The sequence below is a fragment of the Microbacterium sp. EG9 genome (assembly GCF_059759475.1).
Window position 1 is genome coordinate 2,345,485 of sequence record NZ_CM186217.1, and the last position, 24,918, is coordinate 2,370,402.

The following is a 24,918-nucleotide window of genomic DNA, read 5'->3' on the forward strand; positions in this document are numbered from 1 at the left end:
CGTGAGGGTGTCGTCATATGGCCGGGACGGGTGGGCGAATCCCCCTACGCTGGGACGGTGACGTCGACCCCCCGCATCCTCGCCCTGTTCGCCGCCGGAGCCCTCGCGCTCGGCCTGTCGGCCTGCGCCTCGACGGGCGGCGGTGCGGCGTCGCCGACCGCGACCGACGCGACCGCGTCGCCGATCACCGCCGGCGCGTGCGAAGGGACCGAGGGCGTCACGCTCGTCGTCGACTCCTCCGCCCTGGCGGGCGGCACCTCCGACACGCGGTGCTACACGACCACCGCCGAGGTCGCCGTCGCCGACATCGTCGCCGCGGCCGGGCTCGAGATCGAGGGCACGAAGGAGTACGGCGACCAGGTGATCTGCCGCGTCGACGGGCTGCCCTCGGCATCCGAGCCGGTCGGCTCCACCCAGGACCCGGCGTACGTCGAGAAGTGCGAGTCGATGCCCGCCGCGTTCGCGTACTGGGCGCTGTGGACCAAGCCCGCCGACGGCGCGTGGGACTACGCCCAGGAGGGCGTGTCGACGCTGACGGCTCAGCCGGGTGAGAGCGTCGAGCTGCTCTTCAGCCTGGACGGGGCGCCCGCGGCTCCCGCGGCCTGAGCGGCGCCGACGCGCGTAATCTCGGCGCGTGAGCTTCCGCACCGGCCCCCTGCGTGCCGCCGCCGCCCTGGCGGTGGGCTTCGTCGCGGTGCGCGTGGGGTACCGGGTGCTCTTCCACGGCGCCGACGGCGCCGGGCCGGTGGTGCTGCCACTGCCCCTGTGGCGCCTCGCGCCGCCGCTCGCCCACGTCGAGGTGCTCGGCCCCGCGACGGCGGGAGGGCTCTGGGATGCCGCGGTCAGCGCCCTGCCGATCGCGCTGACGATCCTCGCGTTCGGACTGCTCAGCGCCGTGCTCGACCTGCCGCGCCTGCTCGCCCGCGGCGCCCGGCGCGGCCCCTTCCAGGGCCTCGCCCGGGCGCTGTCGATCGGCTGGGCGACGCTGCCGTCGCTCGCCGACGCGGTGCGTTCGGCACGGCGGGCGGCGCGGCTGCGCGGCGAACGGGTCGGCGTCGCGGGCTCGGCCCGACTGCTCGCGCCGGTGCTCGAGGCGACGCTGGAGCGTGCGAGCGCCGTCGCCGCGGCCCTCGAACTGCGCGGCTACGCCGGACGGGGGCTCGAGGGCGACTGCGCGCACCCCGTGGCCGGGCAGGACGTCGCGCTCGGGTTCGGCACCGGCGATCCGGTCGTCGTGGCGGACGCGGTGGGGCGCGGCATCCGCCCCGGCGCCCTCACGGTGCTCACGGGAGCGACCGGGTCGGGCAAAACGACCCTGCTGCGGGCGCTGAGCGGCCTGCACAGCCATGTCGACGGCGGGTGGATCCGCGGCGAGCTGCGCGTCGCCGGACACGAGCGGACCGCCACCGCGCCCCGGGATCTGTCGCGCGTCGTCGGCGTCGTGCTGCAGAGCCCGCGCGCCGCCTTCGCGACGACGCGCGTGCGGGACGAGATCGGCCTCGCCCTGGAGCTGCGGGGCGTGGCCCCCGTCGTCGTGGACGAGCGCGTCCGCGAGGTGGCGGTGCGGGTCGGGATCGTGGACCTGCTCGACCGCGAGCTGGGGGCACTGTCGGCGGGGCAGGCGACGCTCGTCGCGATCGCCGCCGCGATCATCGAGCAGCCGGTCCTCCTGCTCGTCGACGAGCCGCTCGCCGACCTCGACCGCACCGCCCGCGCCCGCATCGTGGCGCTCCTGGGCGCGCTCGCCCACGAGGCCGGCGTCTGCGTGGTCGCCGCCGAGCACCGCGGCGACGAGTTCGACACGGTCGCCGACGCGTGGCTGCGCATCGACGCGGGTGGTTCCCACGGGCGGCCCGGGGTGCTCGCGACCGCGAGTGCGGGGCTCGCGCAGGCAGGTCGCCCCCGACCGCCGCGGACGGCGCCCGAGCCGGCGAACCCCCGGACTCCCTCGACGGAACCGGTGCTGTCGACCCGCATCACCGTGCGGTACGCGGACCGCGTCGCCGTCGACGACGCACCGATCGCGCTCCACGCCGGCGAGATCGTGGCGCTCGTCGGCCCCAACGGCGCCGGCAAGTCGAGCCTGCTCGTCGCCCTCGCCACCGGCGCGCACGCCCGCGAGGTGCGATTGGTCCCCGATGACTCCGACGCACTGTTCGTGCGCGACACCGTCGCCGCCGAGTGTCGGCGCACCGACCGGCGGGCGCGTCTGCCGGCCGGCACGACCGCCCACTGTTTCGCCGGGCTCCTCGGGCGCGGCAGCGACGACGAGGGCGGCGTGCAGGAGGCGCGAGAGCTGTGGCACCGGCATCCGCGTGACCTGTCTGCCGGTCAGCGGCGCTGCCTCGCTCTCGCGATCCAGACGGCGACAGGCGCCCCCGTCCTGCTCGTGGACGAGCCGACCCGCGGCCTCGACCCCGACGCGCGCCGCCTGGTCGACGCCGCCCTCGCGCGGCTCGGGGATGCCGGGACCGCCGTCCTGATCGCGACTCACGATCCGTCGGCCATCGCCCGCGCCGACCGCGTGCTGCCCCTGGCGGCCGGACGGCTCGCCGCCTCGCCCGCCGCGCCGCCCGCCCTCGCCGACCCCGCCCGCGCCGACCCCGCCCGCGCCGAACTCCTCCAATCCGCGACCGCCGACCCCGTCTCGGGGCCCCCACCCGGCCTCGCGCCACGATCCGGAGGAGTTCGGGACACGCCCCCCACCCGCACCCCACGGCGAGCCGCAGCCCGGACCCCGCAGCCAGGGCCCCGGCCGCAGGCCCGACCGCGGCGCAGCCTCACCGCGGCCCTGATCGCGGCGAACCTCGTCGCGGCGGCCGCGTTCCTGTGGCCCCTCGTGGCGACGGCGGTGCCGGCGCAGGCGCAGGCCGCCGCGCCGGTCATCGCGATGGCGCTCGCCCCTCTCGCGATCATCGTCGCCCTCGCGAGCCTCGACACGACGGTGCGGTCGGCGCACACCCTCGCGCTGCTGGCCGTGCTCGCGGCGATCGGGGCGGCCGTGCGCATCGCGAGCACCGGGGTGGGCGGCGTGGAGGCGCTGTTCGTGCTCCTGATCCTGGCCGGGCGGGCCTACGGGGCGCGCTTCGGACTGCTGCTCGGCGCGGCATCCCTCGCCCTGTCGGCGGTGCTGTGGGGCGGGGTCGGCCCGTGGCTGCCGTTCCAGATGTTCGCCTGCGGCTGGGTCGCGGCGGGCGCGGGGCTGCTGCCGCGGCGCGTGCGCGGCGGCGCCGAGGTCGCGATGCTCGCGGCGTACGGCGTCGTGTCGGCGTACGTGTTCGGGCTGATCATGAACATGTGGTTCTGGCCGTTCGCCGTCGGCGCCGGGACGAGCATCTCCTACAGCCCGGGCGCGCCCCTCATCGAGAACCTCGGGAACTTCCTCGTCTACTCGCTGGTGACCTCGACCCTCAGCTGGGACACGCTGCGCGCCGTCACCACGGTCATCGGGATCGGACTCATCGGGCGTGCGCTGCTGCGCTCGCTGCGGCGCGCGAAGCCCGTCGCCGGGGCTCCCGGGCCGCCGTCGCCCCCTCAGAGACCCCGCGGAGCGCTCGCTACAGTCGAATCATGACCACGACGGTGCGGCCCCTGACCCCGGACGAGATCGGCTCGGAGGCGTTCCTCCCCCTCCTCTGGGAGGCGGCCGGGGTGGATGCCGACGCGCTCCTGTGGATCCGCGACGCCGAACTGCCCCGGCTCACCGTCGTCGGCGTCGTGGCCGGCGGCATCCTCGGCTTCGCCGCCTTCGGCCCCGACCCCGCCCGCGGCCGCACGGAGCTGCACTACATCGCCGTCGCGCACGAGGCGCGGGGCACCGGTCTCGGGTCCCGACTCGTGGATGCCGCGCGTCGCGCCGACCCGACCCTCCCGCTGTTCGCGAGCACCGACGACGACGCGGTCGAGTTCTACCGTCGCCTCGGCTTCGCGGTCTCCGATGCGCCGCGCGACCCGCGGTGGCCGACCCGGCAGCGCTACGACTGCACGATCCCGCCGCTCGGCGACCCGCTCGAGCTGACCCTCGCCGTCTACCGCGACCACGCCCTGCGCTACGCCCAGCGCACGTCGGCCACACCGTCGCCGCTCGTCGCGGAGCTGGGGGCACTGCTTCCGGCGGGCTCCTCCGTGCTCGAGCTCGGTTCGGGCCCGGGCCGCGACGCCGATGCGCTGGAGGCGGCGGGCTTCGCCGTCGACCGCACGGATGCCGCGGCATCCTTCATCGCGCTGCAGCACGCGGCGGGCCATCGCGCACGCCTGCTCGACGTGCGCGACGCCGACTTCGGCGGCCCGTACGACGCCGTGTTCGCCAGCGCCGTGCTTCTGCACGTGCCGCGGGCGCGGCTGCGGGGCGTGCTGCGGCGAGCGCGCGCCGCGACCCGGCCGGGCGGGGTCATGATCGCCTCGTTCAAGAAGGGCGAGGGCGAGCACTGGTCGGCGCACAAGCTCGACGCGCCGCGACACTTCGTGCTGTGGCGCGAGGATCCGCTGGCCGAGGCCTTCGCCGCCACGGGCTGGACCGACGTCGTCGTCCGCGACACGACGGCCCCGGATGCCGCGGCCACCGACCCCTGGATCACGGTGACGGCTCGCAACCCGGAGGCCGGGTGATGCTGGTCGTCGGCTCCGTCGTGATCCGCGTCGACGACCTCGCGCGGGAGACGGCCTTCTGGACCGCGGCCCTCGACTACGTGGTGCGCGAGCCCGCCGGCGACGACTTCGCGCTGCTGCATCCGCGGCACGGGGCCGGGGTGAGCGTGTCGCTGGATGCCGTCGCGGCGCCGCGCGTCCTGCCCCCGCGGATCCACCTCGACCTCTACGCGCAAGACCAGGACGCCGAGGTGGCGCGGCTGGAGAGTCTGGGCGCGCGCCGCGTCGTCTGGGACCGGCAGCCGGCCGATGCGGACTACGTGATCATGGAGGATCCCGAGGGCAACCGGTTCTGCGTCGTCGACGCGGCGGAGTGGTCGGGATGGGCGGGGGCGGCATCCGCGGTGGCATCCGCTGCGGAGTGAGACCCGCCGGCGGCGCGGCCGTGGGAGAATGGGGCACGGCCGTCGTCCACCCGAGGATGCCGCCGGAAGGGCATGTCGTGCAGATCAGGAACTCCTCGGACTGGCGAGATGCCCTGCCGTTCGAAATCGCCGTCGCCGCCGAGCAGGCCGTGCCGGGCGACGCGACCCGGTGCTCGGGCTGCGGACCGACCAGCGAGCCGTGGCCGCGCGAAGCGCTGTGGGTGATGAAGCACCGGCATCCGAACAATCCGGCCGGATTCGTGCGGTTCTACTGCGCCGACCACAAGCCCGCGGCCAAGCTCGCCGCCGCGCCCGCGCCGACCACGCGCGAGCGTGCCCGCGCCGCCCGGGTCGCCTCGGGCACGCCGCGCACCGTCGCCGCCCCCACCATCCCCGAGCGCCCCGCGGTGATGTGCCCGGACTGCTTCGTGCAGGTGCCCGCGACCGGCATCTGCGGTATGTGCGGCACCCCCGTCGCCTGACCCTCACCCGCGGGCCGTATCCGAACTGCAAGCTCGCAGCCGCGACACGCCGACACCCCGCGCCCGGCCACGGCGTGTCGCCCGGCATCCCTTGCAGTTGGGTGCGTGCGGCTGGCCGTTAGGATCGCGGGATGGTCGTGCTGCACCGCCTCACACCGTCGTCGGACGGCGCACCTGCAGCGGTCCTGCTGCCCGGGCGCGGATACACCGCGCAGGCGCCGCTGCTGCACTGGACCGGCGTCATCCTGGCTCAGAACGGATGGGACGTCTACGCCGCCGAGTGGGCATTGGGTGACGCCGCGGACGACCCGGCCGACTTCGTCGCCCGGGAGTGGGGCGAAATCATCTCGGCCCTCCCGTGCGCGCCTGACCTTGTCGTCGCCAAGTCTCTGGGCACCTTCGCGGCCTCACACGCCGTCGCGGCAGGCATACCTGGGGTGTGGTTGACGCCGCTGGTCGTCCACGATGTCGTGGCTACGGCGTTGCGCGCGGCATCCGCGACTCATCTCATCGTCGCCGGCACGACGGATGCCACGTGGTGGCCCGACCGCATCAGCGAGACCGCAGCCGCGGTGATGGAGATCGCCGGCGCCGACCACGGTCTGCAGTCGGACGGCGATTGGGAGGAGTCGTACGCGGTGCAGCGACGCGTGTTCGCCCGAATCGCGGCGCATGCCGCCGCCCTGGCACGTCGCTGAGCCCGCTTCGGCCCCACCGTCACCTCCACCTCCTCACGCCCCGACTGCAAGCTCGCAGCCGCGACACGCCGCCACGCCTCGCCCGGCCACGGCGTGTCGCCCGGCATCCCTTGCAGTTCGGCCCCGGCGCCGAGACACCCGGAACCCGCACCCACCGCACCCGACCCACGCGCGGATGCCGCGACCCGCTCAGACCGAGAAGTACTTCGCCTCGGGGTGGTGGAACACGAACGCGTCGGTCGACTGCTCGGGATGCAGCTGCAGCTCCTCGCTCAGCTCGACGCCCATGCGCTCGGGACGCAGCAGCTCGACGACCTTGCGGCGGTCCTCCATGTCGGGGCAGGCCGGGTAGCCGAGCGAGAACCGCGCGCCGCGGTAGTCGAGCTTGAACAGTCCCGCGGTGTCGGCGGGGTCTTCCCCGGCGAAGCCGAGCTCGGCGCGGATGCGCGCGTGCCAGAACTCGGCGAGCGCCTCGGTGAGCTGCATGACCAGCCCGTTCAGCTCGTAGTAGTCGCGGTAGCGGTCCTCGGCGAACATCTTCGCGGTGACGGCGTCGATGGCCGCCCCCGCCGTGACCAGCTGCACGGGCAGCACATCGACCTGCCCCGACGCGCGGGAGCGCACGAAGTCGGCGAGGTTCAGGTGGCGGTCGCGCCGCTGCCGCGGGAAGTGGAAGCGCAGCCGGTCGCGGCCGAGGGCGCAGCCCGAGCCGCCGTCCGGCGCCAGCAGTCCGGCCGGCCCGAGCAGACCGGTCGGGTCGTCGCCGTGGTGCAGCACGACGAGGTCATCGCCCTCGGAGACGACCGGGAAGTACCCGTAGGCCACCGACGCGTCGAGCATGCGCTCGGCGAGGATGCGGTCGAGCCAGTACCGCAGCCGCGGACGACCCTCCGTGTCGACCAGCTGCTCGTACGACAGCCCGTGCTCCCCGCGGCCGGGCTTGAGCCCCCACTGCCCCATGAACGTCGCGCGTTCGTCGAGGAAGGCCGCGTAGTCGGCGAGCGCGATGCCGCGGACGATGCGCGTGCCCCAGAACGGCGGCGCGGGCACGGGGTTGTCGGATGCCACGTCCGACCGGGCCGGCATGGCCTCGGGCTCGGTGAGGGTCAGGCGCGACCCCGCGGCGTGGATGCGCTTCTTCAGCGGCGGCAGGCCGACGGCATCCGGAGCCTCGCCGCGCGCGATCCGCACGAGCGGCTCCATGAGCGCGAGCCCCTCGAACGCGTCCTTGGCGTAGCGGACCTCGCCGTCGAAGAGCTCCGCGAGATCCTGTTCGACGTACGCGCGCGTCAGCGCCGCACCGCCGAGGATCACCGGCCACCGCGTGCCGAGCCCTCGCGCCGAGAGCTCCTGCAGGTTCTCCTTCATCACCACCGTCGACTTGACGAGCAGGCCGCTCATGCCGATGACGTCGGCGCCGTGCTCCTCGGCGGCGGCGATGATGTCGGCGATCGGCTGCTTGATGCCGAGGTTGATCACCGTGTAGCCGTTGTTGGTGAGGATGATGTCGACGAGGTTCTTGCCGATGTCGTGCACGTCGCCGCGCACCGTCGCGAGCACGATCGTGCCCTTGCCGGCCTCGTCGGTCTTCTCCATGTGCGGCTCGAGCAGGGCGACCGCGGTCTTCATGACCTCGGCGGACTGCAGCACGAACGGCAGCTGCATCTGGCCCGACCCGAACCGCTCGCCGACGACCTTCATGCCCTCCAGCAGGTGGTCGTTGATGATCTGCAGCGGGCTGAGCGGCGCGGCATCCGCATCGCCGGCGCGCGCCAGGTCGAGGTCGGCCTCGAGACCCTTCAGCTCGCCGTCGATGATCCGGCGCTCGAGGCGTTGGCCGACCGGCAGCGCCGCCAGCTCGGCGGCGCGCTGGTCGCGGAGCGCCGCCGTGTCGACCCCGGCGAACAGGTCGAGCATCGTCGCCAGCGGGTCGTAGGTGAGGGTGCCGTCGGCATCCCATTCGCGCCGGTCCCAGACGAGGTCGAGCGCGACCTTCCGCTGCTCGTCGGGGAGGGATGCCAGGGGCACGATCTTCGCGGCATCGATGATGCCGCTCGTGAGCCCCGCCTGCGTCGCCTCGTGCAGGAACACGGAGTTGAGCACCGACCGGGCGGCGGGGTTGAGCCCGAACGAGACGTTGGAGACGCCGAGCGTCGTGTTGATGCCCGGGTATTTCGCGACCAGCCCGCGGATCGCCTCGATGGTCTCGATCGCGTCGCGGCGGGTCTCCTCCTGGCCCGTCGCGATCGGGAAGGTGAGGCAGTCGACGATGATGTCCTCGACCCGCATGCCCCACGCCCCGACGAGCTCGTCGACGAGCCGCGACGCGATGCGCAGCTTGTCCTCGGCGGTGCGCGCCTGACCCTGCTCGTCGATCGTGAGGGCGATGACGGCGGTGCCGTGCTCCTTGACGAGCGGCATGATGCGCCCGAAGCGGGATGCCGCGCCGTCGCCGTCCTCGTAGTTGACGGAGTTGACGACGGGGCGGCCGCCGATCAGCTCCAGCCCCGCCTGGATGACGGCGGGCTCGGTCGAGTCGATGACGAGGGGCAGAGTGGATGCCGAGGCGAACCGCGACACCACCTCGCGGATGTCGTCGACGCCGTCGCGGCCGACGTAGTCGACGCACACGTCGAGCAGGTGCGCGCCGACGCGGATCTGCCCGCGGGCGATCTCGACGCAGTCGTCCCACCGGCCCTCCAGCATCGCCTCGCGGAACGCCTTCGACCCGTTGGCGTTGGTGCGCTCCCCGATCGCGAGGTAGCTGGCATCCTGCCGGAACGGCACGTGCTGATACAGCGAGGCGACGCCCGGCTCGCGGTCGACCGCGAGGGGCGCCGCGCCGACAAGCGTGGTGCGCGAGCGCGAGGCCAGCGCGGTGTACTCCGTCGCCGCGTCCCCCGGCAGACCGTCGACGATCCGACGGGAGGTCACCGGGAGGGACCCCACCCGCTCCACCACCGCGGCGAGGTGCTCGGGCGTCGTGCCGCAGCATCCGCCGATGAGGCCCAGGCCGAACTCGCGCACGAACTGCTCGTGCGCCGTGGCGAGCTCCGCGGGCGTCAGCGGGTAGTGCGCACCATCGGCGGTCAACACCGGCAGCCCGGCGTTGGGCATGCAGGCGATCGTCACGGAGGAGTGCTTCGACAGGTGGCGCAGGTGCTCGCTCATCTCGGCCGGACCGGTCGCGCAGTTCAGGCCGATGGCGTCGACGCCCAGCGGCTCGAGCGCCGTGAGCGCCGCCCCGATCTCCGAGCCCATCAGCATGGTGCCGGTCGTCTCGACGGTGACCTCGACGAAGATCGGCAGCCGGATGCCGCGGGCGACGATGGCCTGCTTGCAGCCGTTGATCGCGGCCTTGGTCTGCAGCAGGTCTTGGCTCGTCTCGACCAGGAACGCATCCGCTCCGCCGTCAATGAGCCCCTCGGCCTGGAGGGCGAACGTCTCCTTCAGATGCGCATAGGTGGTGTGGCCGAGGCTCGGCAGCTTCGTGCCGGGCCCCATCGAGCCGAGCACCCAGCGCATCCGCCCGTCGACCGCTTCCGCCGCCTCCGCACGCTCGCGGGCGATCCGCGCCCCGGCGGCCGCGAGCTCCGTGATGCGGTCGTCGATGCCGTAATCCGACAGGTTCGACCAGTTCGCCCCGAACGTGTTCGTCTCCACGGCGTCCACGCCGACCGCGAAGTAGGCGTCGTGGATGTCGGCGACCACGTCGGGTCGCGTCACGTTCAGGATCTCGTTGCAGCCCTCGAGGCCGGCGAAGTCGGTGTCGATCCGCAGGTCGTGACGCTGCAGCATCGTGCCCATCGCCCCGTCGGCGATGACGACCCGCTCGGCGAGGGCGTCCAGCAGCGCCTGCGCCCGGGCGGGGCGCGGCACACCGTCGATGTCGAGCGCGAAGCGGGCGGCGGCGAGGGAGGCGGTCACCGCCCGATTCTACGGGCGTCGCCGCCACAGACGGCGGGCCCCGACGCGGGGTCCCCGCGGCGGCGGCCTCCCGAGGCAGGATGGAGCCATGACCGTCCCCGCACTCGGCGAGCTGCTCGCCACGGCGCACGTGGTGTCGCTGCCCCTCGTCACCCGCTTCCGCGGCGTCGACCACCGCGAGGCGGTGCTGATGGAGGGCCCCGAGGGCTGGACCGAGTTCTCCCCGTTTCTCGAGTACGACGACGCGGAGGCCGCCGTCTGGCTCGCCGCGGCGATCGATTTCGGATGGCGCCGACAGCCCGATCCGCGGCGCGACACCGTCCGCGTCAACGCCACCGTCCCCGCCGTCCGGGCCGACGAGGTGGCCGGGGTGCTGGCCCGCTTCGACGGGTGCCGCACCGCGAAGGTGAAGGTCGCCGAGCGCGGCCAGACGCTCGCCGACGACGTCGCGCGGGTGCGTGCCGTGCGCGCCGCGATGGGCCCGGAGGGGCGGGTGCGCCTCGACGCCAACGGCGGGTGGAACGTCGACGAGGCCGAGCACGCCGTGCACGCGCTCGCCGAGTTCGACCTCGAGTACCTGGAACAGCCCTGCACCGAGGTGGAGGAGCTCGCCCAGCTGCGCGCGCGCATCGCCGACTGGGACATCCCGATCGCCGCCGACGAGTCGGTGCGCAAGGCGTCCGACCCGCTCGCCGTCGCGCGCGCCGGCTCGGCCGACCTGCTCGTCGTGAAGGCGCAGCCCCTCGGCGGAGTCGCCGCGGCGCTGGCGATCGTCGCGGAGGCGGGCCTTCCGGCGGTCGTCTCGAGCGCTCTCGACACGAGCATCGGCCTGTCGATGGGCACGACCCTCGCCGCGGCCCTGCCCGATCTGCCCTACGACTGCGGCCTCGGCACGGCCTCGCTGCTCGCGGCGGATGTCACGGCGCGGCCGCTGCGTCCCTCCGGCGGGATGCTGCCCGTGGGGCGGGTCGTCCCGGATGCCGCCGCGCTCGCCCGGCACGCGGCGATGCCCGATCGGCGCGCGTGGTGGCTCGACCGCCTGGAGCGGTGCGCCGCGCTGCTGTGACCGCGGCGGATCGCGTCGGCTGTCGACCCCGCGGCGGTCAGCGGTCGGCGTAGCGGAAGGCCCGCTCCCCACCGGCGGCGACCAGCGCCGGGATCAGGGCGTCGAGGCGTCCGCGCAGCGCAGCGGTGACCCCGTCGTCCTCGATGCCCTGCAGCATCGCCGTCGTGCAGGTCTCGTTCGCGACGTCGAGGAGGATGCGCGCCGCCTCCGCCACCGACAGACGCAGGGTCAGCCCGTAGGTCGCGATGATGTGCTCGAGGAATCCTTCGATGCGGTCGAGCATGCGCCGCTGCAGGGTGAGGAAGGCCTCGGCGAGTCGCGGGTCGCGAAGCGCCTGCACGCGGATCTCCGTCATGAGCTGCGGATCCATGCCCTCGCCGAACGGCGCTCCCAGCTGGCCCACGAGCTCGGAGACGTCGACGGGACCGTCGGGCGAGAGGCGGTGGACCCGGCTGGCGACCGCGTCGAGCTTCGCGTCGGACAGGCGGGTCACGAGCGCGAGGAAGAGCTCGTCCTTCGACTCGAAGTTCGAGTAGAACGCCCCGCGGGTGAATCCCGCGCGCTCGCAGATCGCCTCGACCGACGCGGCATCCATGCCCACCTCGGCGAACACGTCGTGCGCCGCGTCGAGAAGGCGCGCCCGGGTCTGCTCGCGGCGCTGGCTGGGCGGGCGACTGCCGTCGGCACGTTCGGCGATGTCCGTCACGGTGTCCTCCCTTCGTCGGCGGGATGCGGCGCTCGGCGCCGGCCCTCAGTTTCACATCGAGTGCTCAGGATTGCGAGAACCCCGGCTCTTAGGATACATCTGTGTATCGGATACAGCGGTGTATCGAATCCCTGTCCGCCCCCACCCCGATCGTCTGAACCGGAGCACCTGTGTCCACTCTGCTTTACTCGCTGGGCCGCTGGTCCTACCGCCACTCGTGGCGGGTCCTCGTGTCGTGGCTCCTGCTGCTGGGCGTGGTGGGCGGCGCGGTCGGCGTCGGCGTCGCGACCGGCGCCGTGAAGGGCTTCGACAACTCCTTCTCGATCCCCGGCACCGAGGGTCAGGAGGGCCTCGAGCTGCTCAACCGCACGTTCCCCCAGGCGAGCGGGACGAGCGCGCAGTACATCGTCGTCGCCGCGGCGGGCGACCGCGTCGACGAGAAGCCGTACTCCGACGAGATCGCCTCGGCGGTCTCCGAGCTGGGCTCGCTCGACGGTGTGCTCGCCGTCACCGACCCGTTCAGCGAGAACGTCGACGGCATGGTCAGCGGCGACGGTCAGGCCGCCCTCATCCGCCTGCAGTTCCAGGGCACCGCGACCGACGTGCCGGCCGCGACGAAGACCACGCTCGAAGACCTGTCCACCTCGCTCGACGCCGCCCTGCCGGCCGGATCGACCGTGGTGGTCGGCGGCGACCTGTTCTCCACTTCGCTGCCCGCCCTGTCGATCATCGAGGCCATCGGCGTGCTCATCGCCCTGTTCGTGCTGATCGTCACCTTCCGCTCGCTCGCCGTCGCCTGGTTCCCGCTGGTGAGCGCCCTCATCGGCGTCGGCCTGTCGGTCGTGCTGATCTTCGCCTCCACGGCGTTCGCGACCGTGTCCTCGACGACGCCGATGCTCGCCATCATGCTGGGGCTCGCGGTCGGCATCGACTACGCGCTGTTCATCGTGGCGCGACATCAGGATCAGGTGCGCGCCGGTGTCGACCCCGAGGAGTCCGCGGCCCGCGCGACGGGGACGGCCGGCTCGGCGGTCATGTTCGCGGGCATCACGGTGCTCATCGCGCTGGTCGGCCTCGGCTTCGCCGGCATCCCCTTCCTCACGACGATGGGCCTGGCCGCCGCGGGCGCCGTGGCGGTGGCCGTCGTCGTCGCGATCACCCTCACCCCGGCGCTGCTGGGCTTCGCGAAGGGCCGCGTCGTGGGCTGGAGCCGCGTCCTGGGTCGCGGCATCCGCGTCGGTCGCCGTCGCCGCCCGGCGCGCGCGCAGGCGGATGCCGCCGGTACGGCGCCCGTCACGAAGACGAACCCGTGGGTCGCCCTCGTGACGCGCCATCCCGTCGTCAGCACGCTCGCGGTGATCCTGACGCTCGGCGTCATCGCGATCCCGGCCTCCAGCCTGCAGCTCGCCCTGCCCAACGCCGGCATGCAGCCGACATCCAGCGAGGCCCGCCAGGCGTACGACCTGACGGCGGAGCACTTCGGCCCCGGCGCGAACGGGCCGCTGATCCTCACCGGCACCATCGTCACCTCGACCGACCCGCTCACGCTCATGGCCGACCTCAAGGCGGATGTCGAGAAGATCCCCGGCGTCGAGCGCGTGGCCCTCTCGACCCCCAATGAGACGGCGGACACGGGGCTGGTGCAGATCGTCCCGACCACCGCCCCCGACGCGCCGCAGACCGCCGAGCTCGTCCGCGAGCTGCGTGCCCACCACGACGAGTGGCTCCAGAAGTACGGCATCGACCTGAAGGTGACCGGTTTCACCGCGATCGCGATCGACATCTCCGATCGCCTCGGCGCCGCACTGCTGCCGTTCGGCCTGTTCGTCGTGGGCCTGTCGTTCGTGCTCCTGATGATCGTGTTCCGCTCGATCTGGGTGCCGCTGAAGGCGACGCTGGGCTACCTGCTGTCGATCCTCGCGGCGTTCGGCGCCGTCGCGGCGGTGTTCGAGTGGGGCTGGCTCGCCGACGCCCTGCACGTGACGCGCACCGGGCCGGTGATCAGCTTCATGCCGATCATCCTCATGGGTGTGCTGTTCGGCCTCGCGATGGACTACGAGGTCTTCCTCGTCTCGCGCATGCGCGAGGACTTCGTCCACGCGCGCCGCGACCGCGGCGGGCGCGCCGACCGGGCCATGGCGGTCGACGCCGTGCGCAGCGGCTTCACGGCCTCGGCGCGCGTCGTCACCGCGGCGGCCGTCATCATGTTCGCGGTCTTCGCGGCGTTCATCCCCGAGGGCGACACCTCGATCAAACCGATCGCGTTGGGACTGGCCGTCGGCATCGCCGTCGACGCCTTCCTCGTGCGGATGACGCTCGGCCCGGCCATCATGACGCTCCTCGGCGACAAGGCCTGGTGGATGCCGCGATGGCTCGACCGTGTGCTCCCGCACTTCGACATCGAGGGCGAGGCCGTCGAGCGCGAGCTCGCGCTCACCGCATGGCCGGAGCCCGGCTACGACGGCGCGCTGGCCGCCGACGACCTGACGGTCCGCGTCGACGGCGGGGCCGGTGTCGGCGAGGTCATGCTCTTCCGCGCGTCGACGATCCGTCTCGAGCAGGGCGGCACCCTGCTGGCGACGGCGGCCGACCCGCGCGCCGGACGCGCCTTCGTCCTCGCCGTCGCCGGCCGCGTCGACCCGAGCGAGGGGCGCCTGCGCGTCGCCGGGCACCTCCTGCCCGGCCGCGGGGCGTGGGTGCGCGCCCACGTGGGCGTCGCCCTCCTCGACGGCGCCGCCGCTCCGCTCACGGAGCTGCGGCGAGCGCTCGCGGGCGGGACGACCATCGTCGCCATCGACGGCCTGGACACGCTCACGGGCGCCGACCGCGATCAGGCCGCAGCCCTGCTGCGCGACGCCCAGGAGCGCGCCGCCGCGCGCATCTCCCGCGGCGGCGCACACGCCCGCCCGCTCACCCTCATCGCGTCGGCACGTCGCGAGGGCCCCGCCCTCGACGTGCTCGCCGACGCTCATCGCCGGAGCGTGACCGCCCTGGCCCTCACCACCGGTACCGCCGACTCTCCCACGCAGGTGATCTCCGCATGACTCTCCCCCTCGAACGCGCTCGTTCCCGCCGCCCCGTGACCTGGCTCACGGTGCTCGGCGTCCTCCTGCTGCCCGTGCTGATCGGCGGCATCCTCCTCACGGCGCTCTACAACCCGACCGAGCGCCTCGGCAACGTCCGCGCGGCGATCGTGAACAACGACGAGCCCGTCACGATCAACGGCCAGACCGCACCGCTCGGGCGGCAGCTGACCGCCGGCCTCGTGGAAGGCTCGTCCGACGTGCCGAGCAACCTCGACTGGGTGATCTCGAACACCGACGACGCCGCCTCCGGTCTCGCCGACGGCACCTACGACGCCGTGATCACGATCCCGCAGAACTTCTCGGCGGCCGCGACCTCGACCGCCCCCGGCAAGACGCCGGAGAAGGCGACCATCCAGGTGCAGACCGCCCCCGACGGCCGCGTGGTCGACGGCGCCATCACGGCGACGATCACCCAGACCGCGGCATCCGTGTTCGGCAGCGCCGTCTCGCAGCAGTACCTCACCAACGTGCTCATGGGCTTCACGACGCTTCACGACCAGCTCGGTGAGGCCGCCGACGGCGCCGACCAGCTCGCCAGCGGCGCCCAGCAGGCGGCGACGGGCGCCGCGCAGCTCCCGGACGGGGCGACGGCGCTCGCCTCCGGAGCGGGCCAGCTCGGCTCGGGCGCGAGCGACCTGTCGAGCGGGCTGGCGACGCTCGCGACCGGTGCGCGCGACTCGTCCGCGGGAGCGGGACAGCTCGCCGGCGGGCTGAACCAGCTGTCGGCGCAGGTCACCTCGACGCAGCCGAACACGCTCGGCGGCACGGTGTCGACGACGGCGCAGTACGCGTCGGCGGCGGCGGCCTCGACGCAGAGCCTGGCGACGCAGTACCAGAAGCTCCTCGCCGACAACAACTGCGTTCCGCCCGCGACGCCGACGACGCCCGAACAGGGTGCGGTCTGCGTCGCTCTGGGATCGATGGCCGACGGCGTGAAGGCGTCCGCCACGAACGCCGGGTACGCCGCGGGATACGCGAACGGTCTGAAGGACCAGGCGCTGCCCGAGACGGCCGCGGGAATCGCCCAGCTGACCGGTGGAGCCCAGGGGCTGCAGTCCGGTCTCGGCCAGCTCGCCGACGGCATCGACCAGGCGGCCACCGGCGCGACCGGACTGTCGACGGGTGCCTCCCAGCTGGCGGACGGGGCCACGCAGCTCGCCGACGGCGCGACCCAGCTCAGCACCGGCGTGACCCAGCTCGCCTCGGGCTCCAGCTCGCTGGCGCAGGGCCTGGACTCGGCCGTCTCGCAGATCCCGACGTACTCGCAGCAGCAGGCCGACGCCACCGCCGAGGTGGTGGCGAACCCCGTGAGCGCGGACGGCATCGGCACGAACCTCTTCGGCGCGTCGGCGATCCCGCTGTTGGCGATGCTCGCGCTCTGGTTCGGCGGTCTGGGCTCGTTCATCGCGCTCCAGGCGGTGCCGCGCCACGCGCTCAGCTCGCGCCGTCCGTCGGTGCTGCTGGCGTTGCGCAGCCTCGCTCCGGCCGCCGCCATCGGCGCGGCACAGGGCCTGCTGGTCGCCGGTGTCGCCCAGATCGCGGCGAACTACGACGCGGGCACCTGGTTCGCCTTCGCGGGTCTCGCCGTCGTCGCCGGCATCTCGTTCGCCGCCGTCAACCAGGCGCTGGTCGCGGTGTTCGGAGGCGCCGGCCGGTGGATCTCGACGCTCGTGGGCGTGCTCGCGGTGGCGACCGGGATCGTGTCGACGATCCCGGGCATCCTCGCCTCGATCGCCGGCGTCATGCCCACCTCGCCCGCCTACACCGCGCTGCTCGCGGCGACCACGTCGGCCGGCGGAGCGGCGGCCGGGCTGACGGCCATGATCGCGTGGGCGGTGCTGGCGTTCATCGCGAGCACCATCGCCGTGACGCGGCGCCGCACGGCGAGCGCCCGCGCGCTGCTCGCGGCATCCCCCGCCCTGGCCTGACCGCCGCGGACGGCCCGCGCGGCAGCGGGATACCGCCGACCGCGGGTCAGTTCAGGCCGCTGTAGACGTGCAGGCCCTTGAAGAACATGTTGACGATCGTGAAGTTGAACATGACCGCCGCGAAGCCGATGATCGACAGCCAGGCCGAGCGCGTGCCGCGCCACCCGCGGGTCGCGCGCGCGTGGATGTAGCCCGCGTAGAGCACCCAGATGACGAACGTCCAGACTTCCTTCGTGTCGAAGCCCCAGTAACGGCCCCACGCGTCGTTGGCCCAGATGGAGCCGGCGATGAGGGTGAAGGTCCAGAAGATGAAGCCGATGATCGTGAAGCGGTACGCGAGCGATTCGAGCACGTCGGCCGACGGCAGCGTCCGCAGGAAGCGCGGACCGCGGCGGCGCGCCGTGCTCTCCTCTCCCGCGGCGGCGATGGCGGCGATGGCGAGGCGCTCGCGGCGGGCCTGCATGAGCTGCAGCACCGAGAGGGCGAACGCGAGGGCGAACAGGGCCGTCGACAGCGACGCGACGAAGACGTGGATGACGAGCCACACGCTCTTCAGCGGATCGGACAGCGGCACGACCGCGGTGTAGAACCAGAGGACCGTACCGCCCAGCAGCACGACGACGAGGCCGGTGATGAAGGTGCCGAGGAAGCGCAGGTCGTACTTGAACAGCACGACCAGGTAGACGGCCATGATCAGCATCGTCCCGGTGAGCGCGAACTCGTACATGTTCGACCAGGGCACCCGGCTGGCGGCGATGCCCCGCAGCACGTCGCCCGCGACGTGGAACAGGAAGCCGAGCACCGTCAGCGACGTGCCGATGCGCGCCCACAGGTAACGCGTGCGGCGGGCGAGCGGCGCCTCCAGCTCCGCCTTGGCCGCCTGCTGCTGCGCCCGCATCTCGTCGAGCGGGCTCGCGAGCGACGTGGATGCCGTGGCCGACACCCCCGCGGCGGCACCGACGAGCACCCGCTCTCGCGCGGCATCCTTCTGCTGGATGGCGAGGTCGGACCGGCGCCCGAGGTCGATCGCGTAGGCGATGAACGCGAGCGCGTAGATCGCGACCGCGGTCCACACCAGGAGCCGGGAGATTTCGTCGAGGGAGAGGCCGTCGGGCATGACGATCAGTCTACGTCGGCGGTCTGCGCAGCGGTCCGGTCGGATGCCGCGGCGCCGGCGGTTCCCGCGGCATCCATGGCGGCACCGTGCTCGCGCACGAGGTCGGCGACGGCCGCCGCGATCGCGGGGTCCTCGCCGCGCGCGAGGCCGGCGTACTCCAGGTGCACGACGTCGCCGTCGGCGGTCGCCTTCACCCACATGCGCCGACGCGGGACGAACAGGGCGGCGAGCAGCCCGGCGAGGGCGACGATCGCGAAGCCCAGCACCCACGGCGCACCGACGTCGCGGTGGATGGAGAGGGAGACGTAGCGCTTCACCTGCTCGGCGGCCCCGCTGGCCTTGGCGTCCTCGAACGTGATCGTGCCCAGACCGTCGGGCAGATCCACCGTCTGCCCCGGCGCGAGCTCGAGGGAGGGGACGTCGATGCTGCGGCCCGTGAGCTGCGTCATGCCGCTGACGTCCAGTGCGTAGACGTTGCGCGGGGTGCCGTCGTCGATGCCGAGGTCGCCCGTGTAGACGTCGAGGGTCAGCACCGGATTGGCCAGGGCCGGGTAGGCCGAGGTGAGCGCCCCCGTGTGCAGCTTGGCCGCGGTGGGATAGAAGAAACCGACCAGGCCCACCTGCTGCGCGAGCCCGTCGGGCACCTTCACGACACCCAGCGAGGTCATGGTGGCGCCCTGCGGCAGGAACTCGACGTCTTCGCGCAGCACGACATCGCCCGCGGGGTTTCGCACCGTGATGGTCGGCGCGTAGCCGTTGCCCATGAGGTACACGCGGTCGCCCGCCATGTCGACCGGATGGTTGACGCGCACGGTCTGCTGCTGCGCATCGTGCCCCGGCTCGCGCGTGGTCAGGTTCGCCGCGAAGTCGCCCGCCTGCCCCTGCCCGGCCTCGCCGACCGGGACGTACGTGACATCGAAGCTGTCGAGGGTCAGCGAGTAGGGCGGGAGCGCGTTCGTGTCGACGAAGCGTCCGGGGTTGAAGGAGGTGTAGCCCAGGCCCAGGGAGTTGACGAAGCTGTCGCCCTCGACGATCACGGTCTGGCCCGTGTAGGTGAGACCGCCGCCGACGCCCACGGAGATCAGCACGCCGACGAGCGCGGCGTGGAAGACGAGGTTGCCGGTCTCGCGGGCGTAGCCGCGCTCCGCCGAGACGGATGCCGTGGCAGGACGCTTGCCCACCGCGGGCGTGTCGTACCGCTCGACGCGGTACCCCGCTTTGCGCAACTGCGCCTGCGCGAGCTCGACGGCGGCCTCGGCGTAGGCCGCGGCGTCCGCGCCCGCGGGCACGACACGGTCGATCTCCGCGTGGTCGTCGAGGCGCGAGAGCCGTACCGGCGTGCGGGGCGGACGCGCGCGCAGCGCGTTGAAGTGGTGCTTGGTGCGCGGGATGACGCACCCGATCAGCGAGATGAACAGCAGGATGTAGATCGCCGAGAACCACACCGACGAGTAGACGTCGAACAGCTGCAGCGTGTCGAGGACGGGGAACAGGTCGGGATTGTCCGTCTTGTACTGCAGCACGCCGTTGGGGTCGGCGGAGCGCTGCGGCACGATCGAGCCGGGGATCGCCGCGATCGCGAGCAGCAGCAGCAGCACGAGCGCGGTGCGCATGCTGGTGAGCTGGCGCCACCCCCAGCGCAGCCAGCCGACCACGCCCAGCCGCGGCTGGGCGATCCCGGTGGCGGGCGCCTCGGCATCCGCGTGGTCGTCCGGACGCAGCGGATCGCTGCCCGCGCGCTCAGAGCGGGAGTTCGACACCGCCGATCACCCCCGTCAGCTGCGACATCGCCGCGGTCCAGAGCCCGGTCACCATCAGCAGACCGAGCACGATCAGAAGCAGGCCGCCGATGACGTTGACCGTGCGGATGTGGCGGCGCAGGAACGCGACCGACCGCGTGGCCCAGCCGAACCCGACGGCCAGCAGCAGGAACGGGATGCCGAGGCCCAGCGAGTACGCGACGGCCAGCAGCACGGCCCGGAGCGGATCGGCCTGCGTCAGCGAGATCGAGAGGATCGCGGCGTAGGTGGGGCCGATGCAGGGCGCCCAGCCGATGCCCATCGCGACCCCCAGCAGCGGCGCGCCGGCGAGGCCGAGGCCGCTGCGCACCTGCGGCTTGAGCGTCCGCTGGGCGAAGCCGAACAGCCCGAGGAACACGAGCCCCATGACGATGACGACCACGCCGAGGATGCGCGTCAGCAGCTCTCCGTACTGGATGAAGAAGCGGCCGGCGGTGCCCGCCAGCACACCCATCGCGACGAAGACGACGGTGAAGCCCGCGATGAACAGGAGCACGCCGATCAGCAGCCGTCCGCGGCCGGCGCGCACCGTGCGCCCGCGCGCCGCGGCGGCGCCGGATGCCCCGCCGAGGAAGCCGAGGTAGCCGGGGACGAGCGGCAGCACGCAGGGCGAGAGGAAGGAGACGAGACCGGCGAGCATGGCGATCGGGATCGCGAGCCACAGCGCCCCGCTGAAGACGACCTCGGTCACGAGGTCTCCGACAGCGCGTCGTTGACGATCGTCTTGAGGATCGACTCGCTCTCGACGCGACCGACGAAGCGCGCAGCGACGCGGCCCTGCTTGTCGAGCACCAGCGTGATGGGCACCGACTGCAGCGGCGTCCACGAGGCGAAGGCGAGCTTGAGGTCGGCGTCGTCCTTCGCGAGCAGCGACGGGTAGCTGATGCCGTACGTCTGCTCGAACGCGGTCGCCGCCTCCGGCCCGTCGTAGATGTTGACGCCCAGGAAGGCCGCGCCGGCGGGCTCGACCGACTGGAAGGTGTTCTCGAGGGTGGGCGCCTCGGCCCGGCACGGACCGCAGCCGGCGTACCAGAAGTTCAGCACGAGGACCCTGCCCGCGTAGTCGGCGCTGGTGACGGTGGAGCCGTCGACGGCCGTCCCGGTGAACGCGACGGCGGACGTGCGGTCCTCCGGCGCGATCTCCTGCACGCTGCCGTCACCGGAGATGTACCCCTTGCCGTCGCCCTGCTTGTACTGGTTGGCCAGGTCGTCGTTCGCTCCGCTGCACCCCGCGAGACCGACGGCGAGCGCCAGGGCGACCAGGGATGCCGCGAGCTTCGCGGTCGTCGAGCGCCTCATACCGCCCCCACGTCCACGGCCCGCGATGTCGACGCCGGCTCGGCGTAGGCCACCTCGCGCCAGCCGGAGCCGTCGCGCTCGAAGCTCGTCACGCTGGACAGCGCACAGCGGCGCTTGCGCGGATCGTGACGGAGCGGCTCGCCGGCCACGGCGAGGTGCGTCACCCAGATCGGCAGCTGGTGCGACACGATGACGACATCGCCGCCGTCGGCGTCGTTCCACGCCTCCGTCATCGCGGCATCCATGCGGGCGACGACCTCGGCGTAGGGCTCACCCCAGCTGGGCACGGCGGGGCGGGCGAGGTGACGCCAGTTGAGCGGGTTCAGCACGGCGCGCTTCATGCGCTTGCCCTCGAAGACGTTGGTCGGCTCGATGACGCGCTCGTCGATGATCGGATCGAGGTCGAACAGCTCCGCGATCGGCTCGGCGGACTCGCGCGTGCGCTGCAGCGGCGAGGCGTACAGCGCCGTGACGGGACGACCGAGAGCGGACAGGTGCGCGGCGGCGCTGCGCGCCATCTCGCGCCCGTCGGCGCTCAACCGGAAGTTCGGGAGGCGACCGTACAGCACGCGGCCCGGGTTGTGGACCTCGCCATGGCGCACGAGGTGGAGGCGATCGGCGGGCACACCTTCAGTCTACGCGGGCCTCATCTGTGGCCGGGCTGGGAACGGAGCCCGCGGCGGCGCTCAGGCGGGATCGCGATCCGCGGTCCGTCCGCGCAGCTGGCGCACGCGGTTCACCGTGAACCAGACGAGGGCCGCGGCGGCGACGCCGATGACGGCGTACTGCAGCACCCCGGCGTACTCCTCGACGACGTGCCACTGGTCGCCCAGGAGATAGCCGGACAGCACGAACACGGCGTTCCAGAGGAACGATCCGGCGAGGGTCAGCAGTCCGAAGCGCCACAGCGGCATCCGTGTCACGCCCGCGGGGATCGAGATGAGGCTCCGGAAGATCGGGAGCATGCGCCCGAAGAACACCGCCTTGCCGCCGTGGCGCTCGAACCACGCGACCGTGCGGTCGACGTCGTCGACCTTCAGCAGCGGCATCCGTCGTACGAGCGCACGCAGCCGGGCGATACCGAGCCACGCGCCGAGGCCGTAGAGCGCGAAGGCGCCCGCGACCGAGCCGGCGGTCGTCCACAGCAGCGCCTCGACGAGCGTGAACGATCCGCGTGCCGCGGCCAGTCCCGCCATCGGGAGGATGACCTCGCTCGGCAGCGGCGGGAAGAGGTTCTCGAGCGCGATCGCGATGCCCGCGCCGGGGGCACCGATGAGGTTCATGAGGCCGACGACCGCATCGACGAGCGCGGTGAGCCACGAGCCGTCGGATGCCATCGCCATGGCGTCGACGGTACCCACCGCAGATGGCCAGAACCTGGGCGGATGCCGGGTGCGGGGCGTTTCGACTCGGCGCTGCGCGCCTCGCTCAACGACCGGGCCCGCCCCCACCCCCGGTCGTTGAGCGAGCACAGCGAGTCGAAACGCCGCACACCCCCGGTCGTCGAGCGAGCGCAGCGAGTCGAAACGCCGCACACCCCCGGTCGTTGAGCGAGCGCAGCGAGTCGAAACGCCGCTCCACGTAGACTGATCCCTCGTGAGTGAACGCACCCTCGTCAGCCAGCTGCAGTCCCGCGAAGACGGCACCGTCTCGGTGTCCGGATGGGTGGAGACCGTCCGCGACCAGAAGAAGGTGCAGTTCGTCATCCTCCGCGACGAGACCGGTGCCGTCCAGCTCGTGAACCCCGCGACGCGTCCCGACCCGGCTCTCCTCGAATCGACGGGCGCCGAGCAGGATGCCGCGGCCCTCGCGCTCACCGCGCTGATCTCGGAGCTGTCGACGGGCACCTTCCTGACGGTCACCGGTCAGCTCAAGCACGACGAGCGGGTCAAGCTCGGCGGCGTCGAGATCAAGATCGCCACCCTGGAGATCGCCGCCGCGGCCCTGCCCGAGACGCCGATCGCCGCCGACAGCGGCCTCGACAAGCGCATGGACTGGCGCTTCATCGACCTGCGCCAGCGCCGCAACAACCTGGTCTTCCGCATCCAGACGACGCTCGAGCACGCGATGCGCACCTACTGGATCGAGCGCGACTACGTCGAGATCCACTCCCCCAAGCTCATGTCCACGCCCGCCGAGGGCAACGCCGAGCTGTTCGCCCTGGAGTACTTCGGCGACCAGACGGCCTACCTCGCGCAGAGCCCGCAGCACTTCAAGCAGATGGCGCAGGCCGCCGGCTTCGGCAAGGTGTTCGAGATCGGCGACGTGTTCCGCGCCGACCCGAGCTTCACGAGCCGCCACGCGACCGAGTTCACCTCGATCGACGCCGAGATCAGCTGGATCGACTCCTACGAGGACGTCGCCGCGATGCAGGAGGAGCTGCTGGCCGCCGCGTTCCAGGCCGTGAAGGACAAGCACGGCGACGAGATCAAGGAGCTGTTCGACATCGACGTCGTCGTGCCGACGCTCCCCTTCCCGCGCATCCCGCTGGCCGAGGCCCGCGAGATCGTGGCGGCGCGCGGCTACGACATCCCCCGCACCGACGGCGACCTCGACCCCGAGGGCGAGCGTCAGATCTCGGCGCATGTGCGGGAGACCTTCGGGCACCAGTTCGTGTTCATCACCGACTACCACCCCGAGATCCGCCCGTTCTACCACATGCGAAACCCCGAGACCGGGCTGACGAACAGCTACGACCTGCTGTTCCAGGGCACCGAGATCACCACCGGCGCGCAGCGCGAGCACCGCATCGACGTGCTGGAGGCGCAGGCGCTCGAGAAGGGCCTGTCGCTGGAGGGCCTCGAGCACTACCTCGACTTCTTCCGCTACGGCATCCCACCCCACGGCGGCTTCGGCATGGGCCTCGCGCGCGTGCTGATGCTCATGCTCGGACAGGACTCCATCCGCGAGGTCACCTTCCTCTTCCGCGGCCCCACGCGCCTGGCGCCCTGAGCCGGCCCCTCGAACACGCGGGCCTAGGCTGGATGCCGTGGCACACGCGATCGAGGGACTGCACAACTTCCGCGACACGGGCGGGATGCCGCTGATCGGAGGCGGCACGACGCGAGCCGGCGTGCTGTACCGCTCCGCCGCGCTGGACCGGCTGACCGACGCCGGCCTGGAGGCGCTCGCGGACAGCGCGATCGGCGTCGTCACCGACTTCCGCACGCCCGACGAGCGCCGTGCGGCTCCCGACCGGCTCCCGCCGTCGCGCCCGATCGAGATCCTCGAGCTGTCGCTTCTGGAGGGAGCGATGGCCGAGATGGCGCAGCGCGTGCTGGCCTCCGGCGGCGCAGCCGACCCCGCGCTCGTGGAGCACGCGCTCGCCCAGCTGCCGACCCTCGACCAGCTGTACGTGGGCATGCTGCGGCACGGCGCGGCATCCTTCGCCGAGGTGGCCCGCCGGGTCGGCGTCTCCCGCGACGACGAGCCCACGGCCGTGCTCGTGCACTGCACCGCCGGCAAGGACCGCACGGGCGTCGCCGTCGCCCTGATCCTGGACGCCGCCGGGGTCGAGCGCGACGCGGTCGTCGCCGACTACGCCGCGTCGCAGCAGCACCTCGCCGGCGCCTGGGCCGACGGCATGCTGGCGATGATCTCGTCGCTCGGGATGCCGCTCACCCCGGCCCTGCGCACGCTCGTCACCGAGACCCCGCCGAGCGCGATCCGCGCGGCCCTGGACTGGATCGACCGCACGCACGGAGGGGCCGCGGACTACCTCGCCACGGGCGGCCTGAGCGCGGACGGGATCGATGCGCTGCGCCGGAGGCTGCGCGGCGGAGCCTGAGCCCGGCACCC

Annotated in this window: 19 protein-coding genes; 11 read left to right on the forward strand and 8 right to left on the reverse strand. The window is 72.9% G+C overall.

The window, feature by feature from the left end; genetic code table 11:
- Positions 1-57: 57 nt before the first annotated feature.
- The 6 genes from AC6CQV_RS11080 (at position 58) to AC6CQV_RS11105 (ending at position 6,192) form a co-directional block, all read left to right on the forward strand.
- Complete coding sequence (locus tag AC6CQV_RS11080; protein ID WP_498259491.1) at positions 58-606, forward strand: hypothetical protein; 549 nt, start codon at positions 58-60, stop codon at positions 604-606.
- Between the two features lie 28 nt (positions 607-634).
- Positions 635-3,574, forward strand: coding sequence for an ATP-binding cassette domain-containing protein (locus AC6CQV_RS11085; RefSeq protein ID WP_498259492.1), 2,940 nt, complete (start codon positions 635-637; stop codon positions 3,572-3,574).
- Positions 3,571-4,608 (forward strand): GNAT family N-acetyltransferase, encoded by a 1,038-nt coding sequence (locus AC6CQV_RS11090; RefSeq protein WP_498259493.1) that lies wholly within the window; start codon positions 3,571-3,573, stop codon positions 4,606-4,608. Before AC6CQV_RS11085 ends, AC6CQV_RS11090 begins: the two co-directional genes overlap by 4 nt.
- Positions 4,608-5,012: a VOC family protein gene (locus AC6CQV_RS11095; RefSeq protein WP_498259494.1), complete on the forward strand. Its 405-nt coding sequence runs from the start codon at positions 4,608-4,610 to the stop codon at positions 5,010-5,012. The genes AC6CQV_RS11090 and AC6CQV_RS11095 overlap by 1 nt, the downstream gene beginning before the upstream one ends.
- A gap of 77 nt (positions 5,013-5,089) precedes the next feature.
- Complete coding sequence (locus AC6CQV_RS11100; RefSeq protein WP_191007957.1) at positions 5,090-5,494, forward strand: glucose-6-phosphate dehydrogenase; 405 nt, start codon at positions 5,090-5,092, stop codon at positions 5,492-5,494.
- Between the two features lie 131 nt (positions 5,495-5,625).
- Complete coding sequence (locus AC6CQV_RS11105) at positions 5,626-6,192, forward strand: hypothetical protein (protein ID WP_498259495.1); 567 nt, start codon at positions 5,626-5,628, stop codon at positions 6,190-6,192.
- A 189-nt stretch (positions 6,193-6,381) separates the two neighbouring features.
- Here AC6CQV_RS11105 and AC6CQV_RS11110 read toward each other — a convergent pair whose 3' ends face one another.
- A complete protein-coding gene (locus AC6CQV_RS11110; RefSeq protein ID WP_498259496.1) occupies positions 6,382-10,119 on the reverse strand; it encodes a methionine synthase in 3,738 nt (1,245 codons plus the stop codon).
- A gap of 88 nt (positions 10,120-10,207) precedes the next feature.
- Here AC6CQV_RS11110 and AC6CQV_RS11115 point away from each other — a divergent pair, with 88 nt between their 5' ends.
- Positions 10,208-11,185 (forward strand): o-succinylbenzoate synthase, encoded by a 978-nt coding sequence (locus AC6CQV_RS11115; protein WP_498259497.1) that lies wholly within the window; start codon positions 10,208-10,210, stop codon positions 11,183-11,185.
- 37 nt (positions 11,186-11,222) lie between these two features.
- Here AC6CQV_RS11115 and AC6CQV_RS11120 read toward each other — a convergent pair whose 3' ends face one another.
- Positions 11,223-11,891, reverse strand: a complete 669-nt coding sequence (locus tag AC6CQV_RS11120) for a TetR/AcrR family transcriptional regulator (protein ID WP_060958878.1) — start codon at positions 11,889-11,891, stop codon at positions 11,223-11,225.
- A 170-nt stretch (positions 11,892-12,061) separates the two neighbouring features.
- Between AC6CQV_RS11120 and AC6CQV_RS11125 the strand changes: the two genes are divergently transcribed.
- On the forward strand, positions 12,062-14,935 hold the full coding sequence (locus AC6CQV_RS11125) for an MMPL family transporter (RefSeq protein WP_498259498.1): 2,874 nt from the start codon (positions 12,062-12,064) through the stop codon (positions 14,933-14,935).
- The gene (locus AC6CQV_RS11130; RefSeq protein ID WP_061782291.1) at positions 14,932-16,905 is read left to right on the forward strand and encodes a YhgE/Pip family protein; all 1,974 of its coding nucleotides are present in this window, start codon (positions 14,932-14,934) and stop codon (positions 16,903-16,905) included. The genes AC6CQV_RS11125 and AC6CQV_RS11130 overlap by 4 nt, the downstream gene beginning before the upstream one ends.
- A gap of 46 nt (positions 16,906-16,951) precedes the next feature.
- On the opposite strand, the gene ccsB is transcribed toward AC6CQV_RS11130, so the two are convergent.
- Genes ccsB through AC6CQV_RS11160 form a run of 6 tightly spaced genes read right to left on the reverse strand, consistent with a single transcriptional unit; the run spans position 16,952 to position 22,463 of the window.
- Positions 16,952-18,022 carry a c-type cytochrome biogenesis protein CcsB gene (gene ccsB, locus AC6CQV_RS11135; RefSeq protein ID WP_498259499.1) on the reverse strand — a complete coding sequence of 357 codons (1,071 nt, stop codon included), beginning with the start codon at positions 18,020-18,022 and terminating at the stop codon, positions 16,952-16,954.
- 5 nt (positions 18,023-18,027) lie between these two features.
- Positions 18,028-19,782 (reverse strand): cytochrome c biogenesis protein ResB, encoded by a 1,755-nt coding sequence (gene resB, locus AC6CQV_RS11140; RefSeq protein WP_498259500.1) that lies wholly within the window; start codon positions 19,780-19,782, stop codon positions 18,028-18,030.
- Complete coding sequence (locus AC6CQV_RS11145) at positions 19,763-20,512, reverse strand: cytochrome c biogenesis CcdA family protein (RefSeq protein WP_082808075.1); 750 nt, start codon at positions 20,510-20,512, stop codon at positions 19,763-19,765. Before AC6CQV_RS11145 ends, resB begins: the two co-directional genes overlap by 20 nt.
- Complete coding sequence (locus AC6CQV_RS11150; protein WP_060961074.1) at positions 20,509-21,120, reverse strand: TlpA family protein disulfide reductase; 612 nt, start codon at positions 21,118-21,120, stop codon at positions 20,509-20,511. The genes AC6CQV_RS11145 and AC6CQV_RS11150 overlap by 4 nt, the downstream gene beginning before the upstream one ends.
- The gene (locus AC6CQV_RS11155) at positions 21,117-21,746 is read right to left on the reverse strand and encodes a histidine phosphatase family protein (RefSeq protein ID WP_205282329.1); all 630 of its coding nucleotides are present in this window, start codon (positions 21,744-21,746) and stop codon (positions 21,117-21,119) included. The genes AC6CQV_RS11150 and AC6CQV_RS11155 overlap by 4 nt, the downstream gene beginning before the upstream one ends.
- A gap of 60 nt (positions 21,747-21,806) precedes the next feature.
- A complete protein-coding gene (locus AC6CQV_RS11160) occupies positions 21,807-22,463 on the reverse strand; it encodes a DedA family protein (RefSeq protein ID WP_060961072.1) in 657 nt (218 codons plus the stop codon).
- Positions 22,464-22,716: 253 nt separating this feature from the next.
- On the opposite strand from AC6CQV_RS11160, the gene aspS reads away from it, so the two are divergent.
- A complete protein-coding gene (gene aspS, locus AC6CQV_RS11165; protein ID WP_060961071.1) occupies positions 22,717-24,072 on the forward strand; it encodes an aspartate--tRNA(Asn) ligase in 1,356 nt (451 codons plus the stop codon).
- 37 nt (positions 24,073-24,109) lie between these two features.
- Positions 24,110-24,907, forward strand: a complete 798-nt coding sequence (locus tag AC6CQV_RS11170; protein WP_498259501.1) for a tyrosine-protein phosphatase — start codon at positions 24,110-24,112, stop codon at positions 24,905-24,907.
- Positions 24,908-24,918 lie beyond the last annotated feature (11 nt).